Source organism: Nocardiopsis sp. Huas11 (assembly GCF_003634495.1).
In the GTDB taxonomy this organism is placed as follows: domain Bacteria; phylum Actinomycetota; class Actinomycetes; order Streptosporangiales; family Streptosporangiaceae; genus Nocardiopsis.
In genome coordinates, this window is the sequence record NZ_RBKY01000001.1 from 4430957 (window position 1) to 4446676 (window position 15720).

The 15720-nt window shown below is 72.4% G+C and carries 16 protein-coding genes; 12 read left to right on the top strand and 4 right to left on the bottom strand.

What is annotated here, in order from left to right:
• Window positions 1-113 precede the first annotated feature (113 nt).
• The 11 genes from DFP74_RS19985 (at window position 114) to DFP74_RS20035 (ending at window position 9386) form a co-directional block, all read left to right on the top strand.
• Window positions 114-1349 (top strand): thiolase family protein, encoded by a 1236-nt coding sequence (locus tag DFP74_RS19985; protein ID WP_121183650.1) that lies wholly within the window; start codon window positions 114-116, stop codon window positions 1347-1349.
• A complete protein-coding gene (locus tag DFP74_RS19990; RefSeq protein WP_121183651.1) occupies window positions 1346-2095 on the top strand; it encodes an enoyl-CoA hydratase/isomerase family protein in 750 nt (249 codons plus the stop codon). The genes DFP74_RS19985 and DFP74_RS19990 overlap by 4 nt, the downstream gene beginning before the upstream one ends.
• A complete protein-coding gene (locus tag DFP74_RS19995; protein ID WP_121183653.1) occupies window positions 2092-2979 on the top strand; it encodes a 3-hydroxyacyl-CoA dehydrogenase family protein in 888 nt (295 codons plus the stop codon). Before DFP74_RS19990 ends, DFP74_RS19995 begins: the two co-directional genes overlap by 4 nt.
• Window positions 2972-3760, top strand: coding sequence for an enoyl-CoA hydratase-related protein (locus DFP74_RS20000; RefSeq protein ID WP_121183655.1), 789 nt, complete (start codon window positions 2972-2974; stop codon window positions 3758-3760). The genes DFP74_RS19995 and DFP74_RS20000 overlap by 8 nt, the downstream gene beginning before the upstream one ends.
• A gap of 96 nt (window positions 3761-3856) precedes the next feature.
• Window positions 3857-4834: a 1,2-phenylacetyl-CoA epoxidase subunit PaaA gene (gene paaA, locus DFP74_RS20005; protein ID WP_121183657.1), complete on the top strand. Its 978-nt coding sequence runs from the start codon at window positions 3857-3859 to the stop codon at window positions 4832-4834.
• Window positions 4831-5142, top strand: coding sequence for a 1,2-phenylacetyl-CoA epoxidase subunit PaaB (gene paaB, locus DFP74_RS20010; protein WP_121183659.1), 312 nt, complete (start codon window positions 4831-4833; stop codon window positions 5140-5142). The genes paaA and paaB overlap by 4 nt, the downstream gene beginning before the upstream one ends.
• A gap of 10 nt (window positions 5143-5152) precedes the next feature.
• Window positions 5153-6034 carry a 1,2-phenylacetyl-CoA epoxidase subunit PaaC gene (gene paaC / locus DFP74_RS20015; RefSeq protein ID WP_121183661.1) on the top strand — a complete coding sequence of 294 codons (882 nt, stop codon included), beginning with the start codon at window positions 5153-5155 and terminating at the stop codon, window positions 6032-6034.
• A complete protein-coding gene (gene paaD, locus DFP74_RS20020; protein WP_121183663.1) occupies window positions 6028-6600 on the top strand; it encodes a 1,2-phenylacetyl-CoA epoxidase subunit PaaD in 573 nt (190 codons plus the stop codon). Before paaC ends, paaD begins: the two co-directional genes overlap by 7 nt.
• A 2-nt stretch (window positions 6601-6602) precedes the next feature.
• Window positions 6603-7703, top strand: a complete 1101-nt coding sequence (gene paaE / locus DFP74_RS20025; protein ID WP_121183665.1) for a 1,2-phenylacetyl-CoA epoxidase subunit PaaE — start codon at window positions 6603-6605, stop codon at window positions 7701-7703.
• Between the two features lie 29 nt (window positions 7704-7732).
• Window positions 7733-8107 (top strand): hydroxyphenylacetyl-CoA thioesterase PaaI, encoded by a 375-nt coding sequence (paaI, locus tag DFP74_RS20030; protein WP_121183667.1) that lies wholly within the window; start codon window positions 7733-7735, stop codon window positions 8105-8107.
• 268 nt (window positions 8108-8375) lie between these two features.
• A complete protein-coding gene (locus DFP74_RS20035) occupies window positions 8376-9386 on the top strand; it encodes a glycoside hydrolase family 43 protein (RefSeq protein WP_199725716.1) in 1011 nt (336 codons plus the stop codon).
• A 51-nt stretch (window positions 9387-9437) separates the two neighbouring features.
• Here the strand turns inward: DFP74_RS20035 and yjfF are convergent, their stop codons facing one another.
• The 4 genes from yjfF to DFP74_RS20055 all read right to left on the bottom strand — a co-directional run bounded on the left by yjfF (window position 9438) and on the right by DFP74_RS20055 (window position 14236).
• Window positions 9438-10430, bottom strand: coding sequence for a galactofuranose ABC transporter, permease protein YjfF (yjfF, locus tag DFP74_RS20040; protein ID WP_121183671.1), 993 nt, complete (start codon window positions 10428-10430; stop codon window positions 9438-9440).
• On the bottom strand, window positions 10427-11443 hold the full coding sequence (locus tag DFP74_RS20045) for an ABC transporter permease (RefSeq protein WP_121183673.1): 1017 nt from the start codon (window positions 11441-11443) through the stop codon (window positions 10427-10429). Before DFP74_RS20045 ends, yjfF begins: the two co-directional genes overlap by 4 nt.
• Window positions 11440-12984, bottom strand: coding sequence for a sugar ABC transporter ATP-binding protein (locus DFP74_RS20050; protein ID WP_121183675.1), 1545 nt, complete (start codon window positions 12982-12984; stop codon window positions 11440-11442). The genes DFP74_RS20045 and DFP74_RS20050 overlap by 4 nt, the downstream gene beginning before the upstream one ends.
• Window positions 12985-13273: 289 nt before the next feature.
• Window positions 13274-14236, bottom strand: coding sequence for an ABC transporter substrate-binding protein (locus DFP74_RS20055; RefSeq protein WP_121183677.1), 963 nt, complete (start codon window positions 14234-14236; stop codon window positions 13274-13276).
• Window positions 14237-14549: 313 nt separating this feature from the next.
• Here DFP74_RS20055 and DFP74_RS20060 point away from each other — a divergent pair, with 313 nt between their 5' ends.
• A complete protein-coding gene (locus tag DFP74_RS20060) occupies window positions 14550-15581 on the top strand; it encodes a LacI family DNA-binding transcriptional regulator (RefSeq protein WP_233571057.1) in 1032 nt (343 codons plus the stop codon).
• Window positions 15582-15720: the final 139 nt, after the last annotated feature.

Here is a 15720-nt window from a genome sequence, read left to right on the forward strand (position 1 = left end):
TTCGGTTACTAATGCATTAACGCAGTTGCCCAGTGGCGGTGTCAAGGAGAAGTGTCGATGGGTTCACACGAGTCGGTGGCGCGTGTCACCGGCCCTGACAAGGGGAGTCTTGCATGAGCGAGGTCTACGTCGTCGACGGGGCGCGCACACCCCAGGGACGCTACGGGGGCGCCCTGGCCGGGGTCCGGCCCGACGACCTGGCCGCCACGGCCGTCGCCGAGGCCCTGCGCCGCTCCGGCGCGCCCGGCTCGGCCGTGGACGAGGTCATCCTCGGCGCCGCCAACCAGGCCGGGGAGGACAACCGCAACGTGGCCCGCATGGCGGCGCTGCTCGCCGGACTCGACCCCTCCGTACCCGGCTACACCGTCAACCGGCTCTGCGCCTCCGGGCTCACCGCCGTGGCCTCCGCGGCCCAGGCCGTCCGCGCCGGCGAGGCCGACCTGGTCGTGGCCGGGGGCGTGGAGTCCATGACCCGCGCGCCCTGGGTGATGGCCAAGCCCGGAACCCCGTGGGCCAAGCCCGGCGAGGTCGCCGACACCTCCCTGGGCTGGCGCTTCACCAACCCCCGCTTCGCCGCCCACGACGCCGGGGCCCCGGCCGGCGCCGGCCCCGACGAACTGCGCTACACGCTGTCGATGGGCGAGACCGCCGAGGAGGTCGCCGTCCTGGAGGGGCTCACCCGCCAGGAGTGCGACGCCTTCGCGCTGCGCAGCCACGAGCGTGCCGTGGCCGCCGCCGAGGCCGGGCGCTTCGACGCGGAGATCGTCCCGGTCACCGTCACCGGGCGGCGCGGCGCCACGCACGAGGTCACCGCCGACGAAGGGCCCCGCCCCGGTTCCTCCCTGGAGTCCCTGGCCAAGCTGCGGCCGGTCTTCCGTGAGGGCGGCATCGTCACCGCCGGGAACTCCTCCTCGCTCTCGGACGGGGCCAGCGCGCTGGTGCTGGCCAGCGCCGAGGCCGTGCGCGAGCACGGCCTCACCCCGCGCGCCCGGGTGGTCGCCTCCGCCTCGGCCGGTGTCGCCCCGCAGGTCATGGGCCTGGGGCCGGTCCCGGCCACGCACAAGGTGTTGGACCGTGCGGGCTGGAAGCTCGACGACGTCGGTTCCGTCGAACTCAACGAGGCCTTCGCCGCCCAGTCCCTGGGCGTGATGCGGCGACTCGGCCTGAAGGAGGAGCGCGTCAACGCCGACGGCGGCGCCATCGCCCTGGGCCACCCGCTGGGCAGCTCCGGCGCGCGGCTCGTCGTGACCCTGCTCGGCCGCATGGAGCGCGAGGGCACCGCGCGCGGCCTGGCCACCCTGTGCGTGGGCGTGGGCCAGGGCGCGGCACTGCTGGTGGAGCGCCCGTGACCCAGCCCACCGACTTCGCCACCTTGCGGGTCGAGCGCCGAGACGACCGCCTGGTGGTGGAACTGCACCGCCCCGAGGCCCGCAACGCCATCAACGCCCGGATGATCGACGAGCTGCACGCGGTCTGCGCCGAACTGGAGGCCGAGCCCCGTCCGCTGCTGCTCACCGGCCACGGCACCGTGTTCGCCGGCGGCGCCGACATCGCCGAGTTGCGCGAGCGCGGACGGGAGGAGGCCCTCGCTGGGATCAACAGCCGCCTGTTCGAGCGCCTGCACCGGCTGCCCGCCCCGACCCTCGCGGCCGTGGACGGGTTCGCCCTGGGCGGCGGCGCGGAGCTGTCCTACGCCTGCGACCTGCGCATCATCACACCCGAGGCCGTGTTCGCCCAGCCCGAGCCGGGCCTGGGCATCATCGCCGGGGCCGGCGCCTGCTGGCGGCTCAAGGAACTGGTCGGCACCTCGGTGGCCAAACAGGTGCTCCTGGGCGGTGTGCGCCTGGACGCCGAGGCGGCCCTGCGCCACGGGCTGGTCGCCGAGATCGTCCCGGCCGAGGAGCTGAGGGGACGCGCCCACGCCCTCATCGACCGGATGGCGGTGTCCTCGTCCCTGGCGCTGCGCATGACCAAGATGGTCCTGGACGCCGACGGGCCGCACCCGCTGGCCGACGACCTGACACAGGCGGTGCTGTTCGAGAGCGCCGACAAGCACGACCGGATGACCCGGTTCCTGGAGAGGAAGAAGCGATGAGCACCTCCGCGCGGGACGTCCCCGCGACCGTCGCCGTCGTCGGCGGCGGCACCATGGGCGCCGGCATCGTCCAGCAGTTCCTCACCGCGGGCGCCGACGTGGTGCTGGTCGAGGCCGGCGACGAGGCCGCCCGGTCCGGCGTGGCCCGGGTGGCCGCCGGACTGGACGGGGCTCGGGCACGGGGCAAGCTGGACACGGCCCCCTCGCAGGTCCTGGCGCGGCTGAGCGCCGTCACCGACATCGCCGACCTGCCCTCGGGCGTCGGCCTGGTGGTGGAGGCCGTGCCGGAGCGGCCCGACCTCAAGATCGCGGTGCTGACCGCCGCCGAGGGGGCCGTGGGGGAGGACGCCGTCCTGGCCTCCAACACCAGCTCGCTGTCGGTCACCGACCTGGCCGCCGCCCTCAAGCGCCCCGAGCGCTTCCTGGGCACCCACTTCTTCAACCCGGTCCCGGCCTCCAAGCTGGTGGAGATCGTCAGGGCGCCGCAGACCGCGCCCGAGGTGCTGGCGTCGGTGCGCGGCTGGGTCGCCGCGCTGGGCAAGACCGAGATCGTGGTCCGCGACGCGCCGGGCTTCGCCACCAGCCGCCTGGGGGTCGCGCTGGGTCTGGAGGCGATCCGGATGGTCGAGGAGGAGGTGGCCTCGCCCGCCGACATCGACACCGCCATGGAGCTGGGCTACCGGCACCCGATGGGTCCGCTGCGCCTGACCGACCTGGTCGGGCTGGACGTGCGGCTGGCCATCGCCGAGCACCTGGCCGCCGAACTGGGCGACCGGTTCGCGCCGCCGGAGCTGTTGCGCCGTATGGTCGCCGAGGGAAGGCTCGGCAAGAAGACCGGGCAGGGCTTCCACATCTGGGACGAGGGAGAGCACAAGCGTGAGTGAACACAGGGCGGCGGAGTTCGACGAGGTCGACGGGCTCGCCACGGTGCGCCTGCACACCCCGGCGCTGACCCGGCGGGTCAAGGAGGAGCTGCTGGCGGCGCTGCGCCGGGCGGCGGAGTCCACCACGGCGCGCGCGGTACTGCTGCTGGGGTCGGACAGGGCGTTCTGCGTGGGACAGGATCTGGCCGAGCACGCCCGGATCCTGGAGGAGGCGCCCGAGCAGGCGCTGACGACCGTGCACGAGCACTACAACCCGATCGTGCTGGCCCTGGAGGAGATCCAGGTGCCGGTCGTGGTCGGGATCGGCGGCGCCGCCGTCGGCGCCGGGCTCGGGTTCGCGCTCGCCGGCGACGTGCGCGTCAGCGCCCGCCGGGCCAAGTTCGGTACCGCCTTCACCGGGATCGGTTTGGCCTCGGACTCGGGCCTGGCCTACCGCCTGGTGCGCTCGCTCGGCCAGGCGCGCGCCATGGAGCTGATGCTGCTGGGCACCGTCATCGGTGCCGAGCGCGCCCTGGAGCTGGGCCTGGTCACCGAGGTCGTGGACGACGACGCCTGGGCCGACCGGGCCCGCGAGGTGGCGCTCCGGCTGGCCTCGGGTCCCACCAGCGCCTTCGTGGCGGCCAAGCGCGAGGTGCGCGCGGCGGCCTCCGGCGCCCAGGAGCTGCCCGAGCTGCTGGCCGAGGAGGCCGACCTGCAGAACCAGTTGGGCGTGACCGCCGACCACGCGGGTGCGGTCAAGGCGTTCCTGGACAAGCGGGCGCCGACCTTCACCGGTAGCTGACCAGCCCGGATTCGCCCGCCCGGGGACTTGCCCGGGCGGGCGAATCCAGGGATACTAATTACTGACCGAACGTTCGGTTATGAAGGGGTAAGAGCAATGTCCACCGTGACGGCCCACCCGGCGCCCTCGGGCTCCGACGAGGCCCACCAGGCGGAGTTCGACGCCAAGGTCGCCGCCGACCAGCGCATCGAACCGCGCGACTGGATGCCCGAGGGCTACCGCCGGACCCTGGTCCGCCAGGTCTCCCAGCACGCCCACTCCGAGATCATCGGCATGCAGCCCGAGGGCGACTGGATCGCCTCGGCGCCCAGCCTGCGCCGCAAGGCCATCCTGCTGGCCAAGGTCCAGGACGAGGCCGGACACGGCCTGTACCTGTACGCGGCCGCCGAGACCCTGGGCGTGGACCGCGCCGACCTGACGACGCGGCTCATCGAGGGACGCCAGAAGTACTCGTCGATCTTCAACTACCCCTCGCTGACCTTCGCCGACGTCGGCGTGATCGGCTGGCTGGTCGACGGCGCCGCCATCTGCAACCAGGTCCCGCTGTGCCGCAGCTCCTTCGGGCCCTACGCCCGCGCCATGGTGCGCGTGTGCAAGGAGGAGTCCTTCCACCAGCGGCAGGGCTACGAACTGCTCATGCGCATGATGGAGGGCACCGAGGGCCAGCGCGCGATGGTCCAGGACGCCGTCGACCGCTGGTGGTGGCCGTCGCTGATGATGTTCGGCCCGCCCGACGCCGACTCGCCCAACACCCAGCAGTCCATGGCCTGGAGCATCAAGCGCGACACCAACGACGACCTGCGCCAGAAGTTCGTCGACATGACCGTCCCCCAGGCCGAGAAGCTCGGCGTCACCCTGCCCGACCCCGAGCTGGTCTGGAACGAGGACCGCGGCCACCACGACTTCGGCGAACCCGACTGGGTCGAGTTCAAGCAGGTCATCTCCGGCAGCGGCCCCAAGAACGCCGAGCGCGTCGAGCGCCGCCGCGCCGCCCACGAGAAGGGCGCGTGGGTCCGCGAGGCCGCCACCGCCTACGCCGCCAAGCACCAGAGCGACCGGGAGGCCGCCGTATGAGCACCGACGACAGCACCCAGGCGCCCCGGCCCGAGTGGCCCCTGTACGAGGTCTTCGTCCGAGGCAAGCGGGGACTCAACCACGTCCACGTGGGCTCGCTGCACGCGCCGGACGACCACATGGCCCTGCACAACGCCCGCAACCTCTACACCCGCCGCAACGAGGGCGTCAGCATCTGGGTGGTGCGCGCCGAGCACATCAGCGCCTCCAGCCCGGACGAGAAGGACCCCTACTTCGCGCCCAGCGGCGACAAGGTCTACCGGCACCCCACCTTCTACTCCATCCCCGACGATGTCCCGCACATCTAAGGAACGGTCCATGAGCGGCGACGACCACATCTACTCGGTTCTGGGCCAGGAGCACGGCGGCGACGAGCGCTGGGCCTTCGGCACCGGATTCACCGACGCCCTCGCGGGCGTGGACACCACGCTGCCCGAGGGTGTCGACGGCGAGGACCTGGCGCTGTACTGCCAGATGCTCGGCGACGACGCGCTCGTGCAGGCCCAGCGCCTCGCCCACTGGGTCACCGACGCCCCGGAGCTGGAGGAGGAGGTGGCCCTGGCCAACATCGCGCTCGACCTGCTCGGCCAGGCGCGCCTGCTGCTCTCCCGCGCCGGACAGGCCGACGGCACCGGCCGCGACGAGGACCGCTTCGCCTACTGGCGGGGGCCGGCCGAGTTCCGCAACGTCCACCTGGCCGAGGCGCCCCGCGGGGACTTCGCGCGCGCCGTGGCGACCCTGCTGGTGCTCTCCACCGCCCGTCTGGCGGTGTTCACCCGCCTGGTCGACAGCGCCGACCCGGTGCTGTCCGCCATCGCCGCCAAGGCCGTCAACGAACTGGCCTACCACCGCGAGTACGCGGTGTCCTGGACGCTGCGGCTGGGCGACGGCACGCCCTACTCCCACGAGCGCATGGCCGCCGCGGTCGCCGACGTGTGGCCGCTGACCGGTGAGCTGTTCGCCGCGCACCCGGTCGAGGCGCGCCTGGCCGCCCAGGGCGCGGGCGTGGACCCCTCCACCCTCGCCGACGAGGTGCACGACGTCCTCACCCAGGTCCTGACCACCGCGACCCTGGCGGCGCCCGCGCCCTTCCCGCAGGCCGCCGTGGCGGGACGCGAGGGCCGCCACACACCCGAACTGCCGCCCCTGCTGGCCGAACTCCAAGGGGTGGCCCGGGAGCACCCGGAGGCGACATGGTGACCACGAGGCACGACACCGACCGGGCCGCCGCGCACGCCGACGGGGCGAGCGCGGCCGGGGTCGAGGCCGCCAGGGAGCGCGCCCTGGCGGCGGCCGCGGCCGTTCCGGACCCGGAACTGCCCATGCTCACCCTGGCCGACCTGGGGATCCTGCGCGGAGTCGACGTCGACGAGGACGGGACGCTCCAGGTGTGGATCACCCCCACCTACTCCGGGTGCCCGGCCCTGACCGAGATGCGCGCCGACGTGGACCGGTCCGTGCGCGCGGCCGGATTCGACCGCGTGCGGGTGCGCACCGCGCTCTCCCCGGCCTGGACCACGGACTGGATCACCGAGGAGGGCCGGCGCAAGCTCGCCGACCACGGCATCTCCCCGCCCGGCAAGGCGCCGCGACGCGACCCGGGGCCGGTCCCGCTCACCCTGCTGCCCACCCGCACCGTCCCGCGCTGTCCGCTGTGCGGCGCGGCCGACACCGAGGAACTGTCCCGGTTCGGTGCCACGTCCTGCAAGTCGCTGCACCGCTGCCGGTCCTGCCTCGAACCGTTCGAGCACGTCAAGGAGATCTGACCGTGACCACACCCGTCACCGACGCGCCCGCGGCACCGCGCCGCGCGGCGGCGTTCCACCGCCTGCGCGTGGCCGCCGTCGAGCGCCTGTGCGACGACGCCGTCGCCGTCACCTTCGACGTCCCCGACGACCTGGCCGAGGAGTTCGCCTTCGCGCCCGGGCAGTCCCTGACGCTGCGCCGCGTGGTGGACGGGGTCGAGGAGCGGCGCAGCTACTCCATCTGCGCGCCCGTGGGCGCCTCGCCGCGGGTGGGCGTGCGCCTGGTCGCCGACGGCCTGTTCTCGACCTGGCTGGTCCACGAGGTCGTGCCGGGCGACGAGATCGAGGTGGGCACCCCCACCGGACGGTTCAGCCCCGACCTGGGCGTCTCCGGCCGCCACGTGATGATCGCCGCCGGTTCGGGCATCACGCCGATGCTGTCCATCGCGGCCTCGCTGCTGCGCGCCACCGACTCCCACGTCACCCTGCTCTACGGCAACCGCCGCAGCGACACGGTGATGTTCGCCGACGAGCTGGCCGACCTCAAGGACGCGTTCGGCCCCCGCCTCGAACTCGTGCACGTGCTCTCCCGCGAGCCCCGCGAGACAGAGCTGTTCACGGGCCGCCTGGACGCCGCCAAGCTCGACGCGCTGCTGTCCACGATCGTGGCCGCCGACGGGACCGACCACTGGTGGCTGTGCGGGCCCTTCGGCATGGTCACCGACGCCCAGGAGGTCCTGGCCCGCCGGGGCGTGCCGCGCGAGCGCGTGCACCAGGAGCTGTTCTTCGTCGAGGGCGACGAGCCCCCGCCGCAGGCACGCCACGAGGAGCCCGGGGTGGAGGGGCCGGCCACCGAGGTGACCGTCGTCCTGGACGGGCGCACCAGCACCCTGACTCTGCCGCGGGACACCCCCGTGCTGGACGCCGCCCAGCGCTACCGCCCCGACCTGCCCTTCGCCTGCAAGGGCGGGGTGTGCGGCACCTGCCGGGTCCGGGTCTGCGAGGGCGAGGTGCGCATGCGCCGCAACTACGCGCTCAGCGACGACGAGGTCGCGGCCGGGTACGCGCTGGCCTGCCAGTCGCTGCCCCAGACCGAGACCCTGACCGTGGACTTCGACTCGTGAGCGGGGCGGAGCCGAGCGCGGCGCGGCGGATGTTCGAGGCCGACCGGGCGTCGAAGAACCTGGGCATGCGGCTGGTCGACCTGGGCGAGGGCACCGCCACCGTGGAGATGGCCGTGGGCCCGCTCATGGTCAACGGGCACGGCATCGCCCACGGCGGGTTCGTGTTCACGCTGGCCGACACCGCGTTCGCGTGCGCCTGCAACGCCGACGGGCGCGGAGTGACGGTCGCCTCGGGGGCGGAGATCACCTTCGTGGCCCCCGTCCGCGAGGGCGACGTGCTGGTGGCCACCGCCGCCGAGCGCGTGGTCTTCGGCCGCAGCGGCCTCTACGACGTGACCGTCCGCCGCGGCGGGGAGGTCGTCGCGGAGTTCCGCGGCCGCAGCCGCACCCTCAACGGGGGCTGACGGCAGGAGAGAGGCACGGGAGGGGCCGGGGGCGCACGCGCGCCCCCGGCCCCGATCCGCTTTGCCCCCCTTGACGGCGGTCCGGCCGCCCGCATACTGGGCTGCGACGCGCGAAATCGCACCGTCATGCAATGTTAGCGAGAACATTACTGGCAAGTAGCATATAGAACGGCGGAAGGTCGCAGACGTGCCCGCACCCGCTCCACCTCGACGTCCATCGTTCGCCTGGAGGATGGCGGCCATCCTCCTCACGAGTGTGATCGCCCTCATGAGCAGCGCCGCCGCCGACCCCCGGACCTCCGAAGGGCGGCCACCCTACGCCGGCTACCTGTTCGCCTACATGACGGGAGAGGGCACCCCCGAGGGCGAACAGGTCTACTTCGCCCTCAGCGACGGCAACGACCCGCTGCGCTGGCGGGAACTCAACGGCGGTGACCCGGTGCTCACCTCGACGCTGGGGGAGGAGGGGGTGCGCGACCCCTTTGTCGTCCGATCGCCGCTGGACGGGACGTTCTACCTCATCGCCACCGACCTTCGAATGTACGGCGGCGGCGACTGGAACGAGGTCCAGCGTCATGGCAGCCGCTCCATCATGGTGTGGGAGTCGGACGACCTGGTGCACTGGTCCGACCAGCGCCGGGTCGAGGTCGCCCCGCCCAACGCCGGCAACGTGTGGGCCCCTGAGGCCCACTGGGACGCCCAACGAGGCGTGTTCGCCGTGTACTGGGCGTCCAAGCTCTACGACGAGGACGACCCCCACCACACGGGTGACCAGCACCAGCGCATGATGGTCGCCACGACAACCGACTTCCAGGAGTTCGGGGCGGCCGAGGTCTGGCAGGACCCGGGGCACTCGGTCATCGACTCCACCGTGGTGGAGCACGAGGGCGTCTACCACCGCTTCACCAAGGACGAGCGCGGAGCCTCCAGCGACAACGAGTGCGGCAAGTTCATCGTCGGGGAGCGCTCCGAGGACCTGATGGACCGTTCGTGGGACCTGGTGGCGGACTGCATCGGTCGAGGCTCGGAAGGGCGGCCCGGCATCGAGCGTGGCGAGGGTCCCACCGTCTTCAAGTCCAACACCGAGGACAAGTGGTACCTGTTCGTCGACGAGTACACGGGCCGGGGCTACGTGCCCTTGGAGACCACCGACCTCGATTCCGGTGAGTGGACGCTCTCCAGCGGCTATGACCTGCCCGCCTCACCCCGCCACGGCACGGTCATGCCCGTGACCCGGCAGGAGTACCAGCGCCTGGACGCCGCCTTCGGCGCCCGCTGAGCCGGTCCCCCCGGGGCGCGCGGGAGACCCTTGCGCACCCCCGGGGGGCGGTCAGCCGGATCTGCGCATCATCGCCCGCTGGAAGATGATGAAGATCAGCAGCAGGACGCCGATGACGATCTTGGTCCACCAGGAGCTGAGCGTGCCCTCGAAGGAGATGAGGGTCTGCACCGTGCCGAGCACCAGCACGCCCGCCACCGACCCGGCCACGTAGCCCACCCCGCCCGACAGCAGCGTTCCGCCGATCACCACGGCGGCGATCACGTCCAGCTCCATGCCGACCCCGTGCAGGCCGTAGCCGGAGAGCATGTACAGGCTGAAGAGGAGACCGCCCAGCGCCGAGCAGAACCCGCTCACCGCGTACACGCCCACCCGGACCCGGCCGGTCGGCAGCCCCATCAGGCGGGCGGAGGACGCGCTGCCGCCCACCGCGTACACCGTGCGCCCGAACCGCGTCAGGTGCAGGACGTACACGGCCACCAGGACCACGGCCAGCGCGATCAGGACGCTGTAGGTCAGCGTCACCCCGTCGCCCAGGGAGATGGTCCCCGTCGCCAGCGCCCGGAAGGTCGGCTCGGTGATGGAGACCGACTCCACGCTGATGAGGAAGCACAACCCGCGGGCCAGGAACATGCCCGCCAGGGTGACGATGAAGGGCTGCACGTCGAAGAAGTGGATCACCAGCCCCATCAGCAGGCCCAGCGTCGTGCCCGCGGCGAGCACGGCCAGGACCGAGGCCAGCGGGGGCCACCCCGCCTGGAGCGTGGCCGCCGCGATCATGGTCGACAGCGCCGCCACCGCGCCCACCGACAGGTCGATCCCGCCGGTCAGGATCACGAAGGTCATCCCCACCGCGAGCACGATGAGGAAGGCGTTGTCAACGAACAGGTTGGTCACGACCTGCGGCGAGGCGAAGCCCTCATAGCGCACCGACCCCGTACCGAAGGTCAGGACGAACACCGTGAAGGTGGCGATCACCGGCAGGAACCGGCGGGGGAGTCGGTCGACGCGGTCCTTCACGCGTCTGACGTCCAGGACGTTCATGGCGCGGTCACCTCCTGGGCGCGGGTGTCGGGGACGGACGGCGGCCCGGACCTGCGCCGGGGCCGGAACAGCTCGGAGGTGCGCGGGGACTGCAGCAGGCACACGGCGATCACCACGACCGCCTTGAACACGAGGATGGCGTCGGGCGGCACGCCGATGCTGTACACGGTCGTGGTCAGCGTCTGGATCACCAGCGCGCCCACGAGGGTGCCGGTGAGCGAGTACCGCCCGCCGGCCAGCGAGGTGCCCCCGATCACCACGGCCAGGATCGCGTCCATCTCGATCCACAGGCCCGCGTTGTTGGCGTCGGCGGCGTTGACGTTCGAGCTGATCATCAGGCCGGCCACGCCCGCGCACAGCCCCGCGAACACGTAGACCGTCCACACGATGGTGCGCGAGCGCACCCCCGCCAGCCGGCTGGCCCGCGGGTTGGTGCCCACCGACTCCACGAGCATGCCCAGGGCCGTGCCGCGCGTCAGCCCGGCGACGGCCAGCAGCACGCCGAGGCTGATGAGGATCGCGATCGGCAGCACCACGAAGCCCGCGCCGATCTGGTGGTAGACCGGATCGTTCACGGTGATGATCTGGCCCTCGGTCACGAGCATCGCGACGCCGCGGCCGGCGGTCATCAGCACCAGGGTCGCGATGATCGGCTGGATGCCCAGGACCGAGACGAGGAAGCCGTTCCACAACCCGAGCAGGACGCACACCGACAGTGCCAGCAGCATCGCCGTGATCGCGTCCCCGCCCGAGACGATCCAGGTGCAGGCGATGGCGCCCGCGACCGCGGCCACGGCGCCCACCGACAGGTCGATGCCCCGGGTGGCGATCACCAGGGTCATCCCCACCGCGATGAGCAGCGTCGGCGCCCCGTTGCGCAGGATGTCGACCACGCTGCCGTACAGGGCCCCGTTCTGGAAGCGGATCTCCAGGAACGAGGGGTTGACCACGGCGTTGAGCACGAGCAGCCCGACCAGGGCCACGACCGGCCAGAACAGGTGGTGCCGGATCATGAGGCCACCGCCGTACCCTGGTCGTCGTGCGCGGCGATGGCGCCCATCACGTCGTCCACGGTGATCCGCTCACCCTCGAGTTCGGCGGTCTTGCGCCGGTCGCGCAGGACCACCACCCGGTCCGAGACCCGGACCACCTCCTCCAGCTCGGCGCTGATGAACAGCACCGCCATGCCGTCCGCGGCCAGGTCGGCCACCACCTTCTGGATCTGGGCCTTGGCACCGACGTCGATGCCGCGCGTCGGTTCGTCGAGGATGAGCAGGGTGGGACGGGTGACCAGCCAGCGCGCCAGCAGGACCTTCTGCTGGTTGCCGCCGGAGAGGGTGCTCATGACGGCGCCCGGGTCGGCGGGGCGGATGTCGAGCTTGTCGATGTACTCGTCGACCAGCGCGTCGGCCACGCGCCGGGGGACCGGGCGCATCCACCCGCGGGCGGCCTGCAGGGCCAGGATGAGGTTGTCGCGTACCGTCAGGTCGGCGATGAGCCCCTCCGCCTTGCGGTCCTCCGAGCACAGGGCGACCCCGCGGGCGATCATCGAGCGCGGACCGCGCGGGCGCACGGCGCGCCCGCCCACGGTCAGCGTCCCGGTGTCGGCGCGGTCGGCCCCGAACAGCAGCCGCGCCATCTCCGTGCGTCCGGAGCCGAGCAGTCCGGCCAGGCCCACCACCTCGCCGGCGTGGATCTCCAGGTCGAACGGGGCGATGGAGCCCGCGCGGCCCAGCCCGTGCGCGGTCAGGACCGGTGAGGTGCCCGGGGCGCGCTCCTCCGAGCGGCGCTCGACCTCCTCCAGGACGCCCAGCTCGCGGCCGAGCATCACCGAGACCAGTTCCAGGCGGTCGGTCCGGCTCGGCAGGTACTCGCCGACCAGGGCGCCGTTGCGCAGCACCGTCATCCGGTCGGCGATCTCGTACACCTGCTCCAGGAAGTGCGAGACGAACAGGATCGCCACGCCCTCGTCGCGCAGCACGCGCACGATCCGGAAGAGCTCGGCGACCTCGTCGGTGTCCAGGCTGGAGGTCGGCTCGTCCAGGACCAGGACCCGGGCGTCCACGGCCAGGGCCCGGGCGATGGCCACGAGCTGTTGGACGGCGATGGGGTGGCTGTCCAGGTGGGAGCCGGGGTCGATGGACAGGCCGATGCGCTCCAGCAGCCGCGCGGCCTGGGTCCGGCAGGCCCGGAGGTCGATGGCGCCCAGGCGCCGCGGTTCGCGGCCGAGCATGATGTTCTCCGCCACCGACAGGTTGGGGCAGAGGTTGACCTCCTGGTAGACGGTGCTGATCCCGGCGTTCTGCGCCTGGACGGGTGCGGTGAACTCCACGAGCTCGCCGTGCAGGCGGATCTCGCCGGAGGTCGGGCGGTGCACACCGGTGAGGGCTTTGATCAGGGTGGACTTGCCAGCGCCGTTCTCGCCCATCAGGGCGTGCACCTCGCCGGGGAACAGCTGGAAGTCGACACCGGAGAGCGCCCGCACACCCGGGAAGTCGACGGTGATACCGCGCATGTCGACCACCGGGGTCGGCGGCGCTGGGGAATCGGTCATGGCCCGTGCTTTCGTCGTCGTGAACGGTTCCCGGCGCCGCTGTCGCCAGGGCGCCGGGAACCGGGATCGGGTCCCGGCGGGGCTCGGCCGGGGTGGGTGGAGGTGCGGGGTGCCCCTCACCCGGACTAGGTCGTGTTCTTCTGCGGGCTTTCGGGTGGGCTCGCGGTCGTCAGGTCGTCTCTCGCCAGACGATGTGCGAAGTTCAGCCTGGTGGTGCTGCACGAGCGCAGAGGCGCCGCGAGAGGCGGTCCTGGCGGCCGCGAGCCCGGAATGCCGCAAAGAACACGGCCTAGTACTGGCGGTCCGGCAGGGCCGCCTCGGCCTCCTCCTGCGTGAAGGTGGTCTCCTCCACGACCACGCGCTCGGGGACCTCCTCGCCCGCCACGACCTTCTCGGCGAGCTCCATCAGCTGGTCGCCCAGCAGCGGGTTGCACTCGACGATGTAGTTGATCTCGCCGGCGGCCAGGGCCTCCATGCCGGCCTCGACGGCGTCGATCGTGATGATCTGGATGTCCTCGCCCGGCTCCATGCCGGCGGCGCGGATCGCCTCGATGGCGCCCAGGCCCATGTCGTCGTTGTGCGCGTAGACGACGTCGATGTCGTCGTGGGAGCGCAGGAAGGCCTCCATGACCTCCTTGCCGCCCGACCGCGTGAAGTCGCCGGTCTGGGTGGCGATGATCTCGATGTCGGAGTTGTCGGCGATGATCTCCTCGAACCCCTCCTTGCGGTCGATGGCGGGGGCGGCGCCGGTGGTGCCCTGCAGCTCCACGACGTTCGTCTCGCCCTCCGCGTTGTCGACCAGCCACTGCCCGGCCTTGCGGCCCTCCTCGACGAAGTCGGAGCCGAGGAAGGTCTCGTACAGGGTGGTGTCGTCGGAGTCGATGGCCCGGTCGGTGAGGATGACGGGGATGTCGGCGCGCTGGGCCTCCAGCAGGACCGCGTCCCATCCGGTCTCCACGACCGGGCTGAAGGCGATGACGTCGACGTCCTGCTGGATGTAGGACCGGATGGCCCGGATCTGGTTCTCCTGCTTCTGCTGGGCGTCGGAGAACTGCAGATCGATGCCCGCGTCCTCCGCGGCCTGCTGGATGGACTCCGTGTTGGCGGTGCGCCATCCGCTCTCGGCGCCGACCTGGGCGAAGCCCATGGTGATCGTGCCGTCGTCGGACTCGTCCGCGCCGGAACCGCCTGAGCCGCAGGCGGTCACCGTCATGAGAACGAGCGCCGCGGCGGCGGTGGTGAGCCTCTTCATTGGGGGGTGCCTCCAGGTTGACGGTGACCCGTGGAATGTGTGTGGGGTGATCAGGATCACGTGGCCAATATAGTGAGCGCTAACATTTTGCGAGTCAACCCCTCTCCGCGGCACGATTCGACGACATTGCTCCTCGTCGGAGAGCGGCGTATGTTAGCGCCAACGGTATTTCGGGAGCTGACACCCGGAATCCGGGCCGCACCGGGCCGCAGCCCTCGCGTCCGCGGCGGATCCGTGGCCGCGGGCCGTTGGCATAGCCTGGTGGCCGTCGACGACCCGATGGGCGGCGACGCCGACAGTCAAGGAGTCATGGGTGGACCACACGTCTTCGTCCGTCCGGGCCAACCGCGACCCCGCCATGACGGACGTCGCCCGGTTGGCGGGCGTGTCCCACCAGACGGTGTCCCGCGTGCTCAACGAGCACCCCAACGTCCGTGAGCAGACCCGGCTGCGCGTGCGCGCCGCCATCGAGCAGCTGGGCTACCGGCCCAACCGGGCCGCCCGCGCCCTGGCCACCGGCAAGTCGCAGCTGATCGGCGTGGTGGCCCAGAACTCGACGCTGTTCGGCCCCACCTCGCTGCTGGCCGCCTTCGAACTGGCCGCGGCGGCCCAGGGGTTCGTGGTCAGCGTCCGCCGGGTCCGCGTCCTGGACCGCGGCTCCATCGCCGCCGCCGTGGAGCACCACCGGGAGCAGCGGGTGGCGGGGATCGTGGTGATCGCGCCGACCGCGGCCGCCGCCGAGGCCCTGGGCGAGGTTCCGACCGAGGTCCCCCTGGTCGCGGTGGACGGCGACCCCGACCGGGACGCCACCCTGGTCACCGTCGACCAGGAGGCCGGCGCCCGGCTGGCCACCCAGCACCTCTTGGCGGCCGGACACCGCACCGTCTGGCACGTGTCGGGCCCCGCGAACTGGTTCGACGCCGCCGGCCGCGTCCGCGGCTGGCGCGGGGCACTGGAGGAGGCGGGCGCGGAGGTGCCGCCGGTCACCGCGGCCGACTGGAGCGCGGCCTCGGGCTACCGCGCCGGGCTGATGCTCGCCCGCATGCCGGAGGTGACGGCGGTCTTCGCCGCCAACGACCACCTGGGCCTGGGGATCCTGCGGGCGATGTTCGAGCACGGCCGCTCCGTGCCCGGGGACGTGAGCGTGGTCGGGTTCGACGACGTGCCCGAGGCCGCCTTCTTCATCCCGCCGCTGACGACCGTGCGGCCCGACTTCGACAGCGTGGCCGCCGAGACCCTGAGCGTGCTGCTGTCGGTGATCTCGGGCGAGGTGGCCGGCTCCACCCGCCGGGTGATCACCCCCACCCTCGTCGAGCGCGGCAGCGTGGCGGCCCCGGCGGGCTGAGCGGACGCCACCGTCGGCGGCGGCTCGCCGAGCGCGGGTGACGGACCCCTGGGGAAATCGGGAGTGAACCCGGCGCCGGTCGGGGCCATCCCAGAGCAGGACACGGCCGCACACACGCGGCACCCCCATGGAGTAGAGG

Coding starts and splice junctions, on each gene's coding strand:
- DFP74_RS19985 (WP_121183650.1), top strand. CDS start 114: ATGAGCGAGGTCTACGTCGTCGACGGGGCGCGCACACCCCAGGGACGC.
- DFP74_RS19995 (WP_121183653.1), top strand. CDS start 2,092: ATGAGCACCTCCGCGCGGGACGTCCCCGCGACCGTCGCCGTCGTCGGC.
- paaA (WP_121183657.1), top strand. CDS start 3,857: ATGTCCACCGTGACGGCCCACCCGGCGCCCTCGGGCTCCGACGAGGCC.
- paaB (WP_121183659.1), top strand. CDS start 4,831: ATGAGCACCGACGACAGCACCCAGGCGCCCCGGCCCGAGTGGCCCCTG.
- paaC (WP_121183661.1), top strand. CDS start 5,153: ATGAGCGGCGACGACCACATCTACTCGGTTCTGGGCCAGGAGCACGGC.
- paaD (WP_121183663.1), top strand. CDS start 6,028: ATGGTGACCACGAGGCACGACACCGACCGGGCCGCCGCGCACGCCGAC.
- paaI (WP_121183667.1), top strand. CDS start 7,733: ATGTTCGAGGCCGACCGGGCGTCGAAGAACCTGGGCATGCGGCTGGTC.
- DFP74_RS20035 (WP_199725716.1), top strand. CDS start 8,376: ATGAGCAGCGCCGCCGCCGACCCCCGGACCTCCGAAGGGCGGCCACCC.
- yjfF (WP_121183671.1), bottom strand. CDS start 10,430: ATGAACGTCCTGGACGTCAGACGCGTGAAGGACCGCGTCGACCGACTC.
- DFP74_RS20045 (WP_121183673.1), bottom strand. CDS start 11,443: ATGATCCGGCACCACCTGTTCTGGCCGGTCGTGGCCCTGGTCGGGCTG.
- DFP74_RS20050 (WP_121183675.1), bottom strand. CDS start 12,984: ATGACCGATTCCCCAGCGCCGCCGACCCCGGTGGTCGACATGCGCGGT.
- DFP74_RS20055 (WP_121183677.1), bottom strand. CDS start 14,236: ATGAAGAGGCTCACCACCGCCGCCGCGGCGCTCGTTCTCATGACGGTG.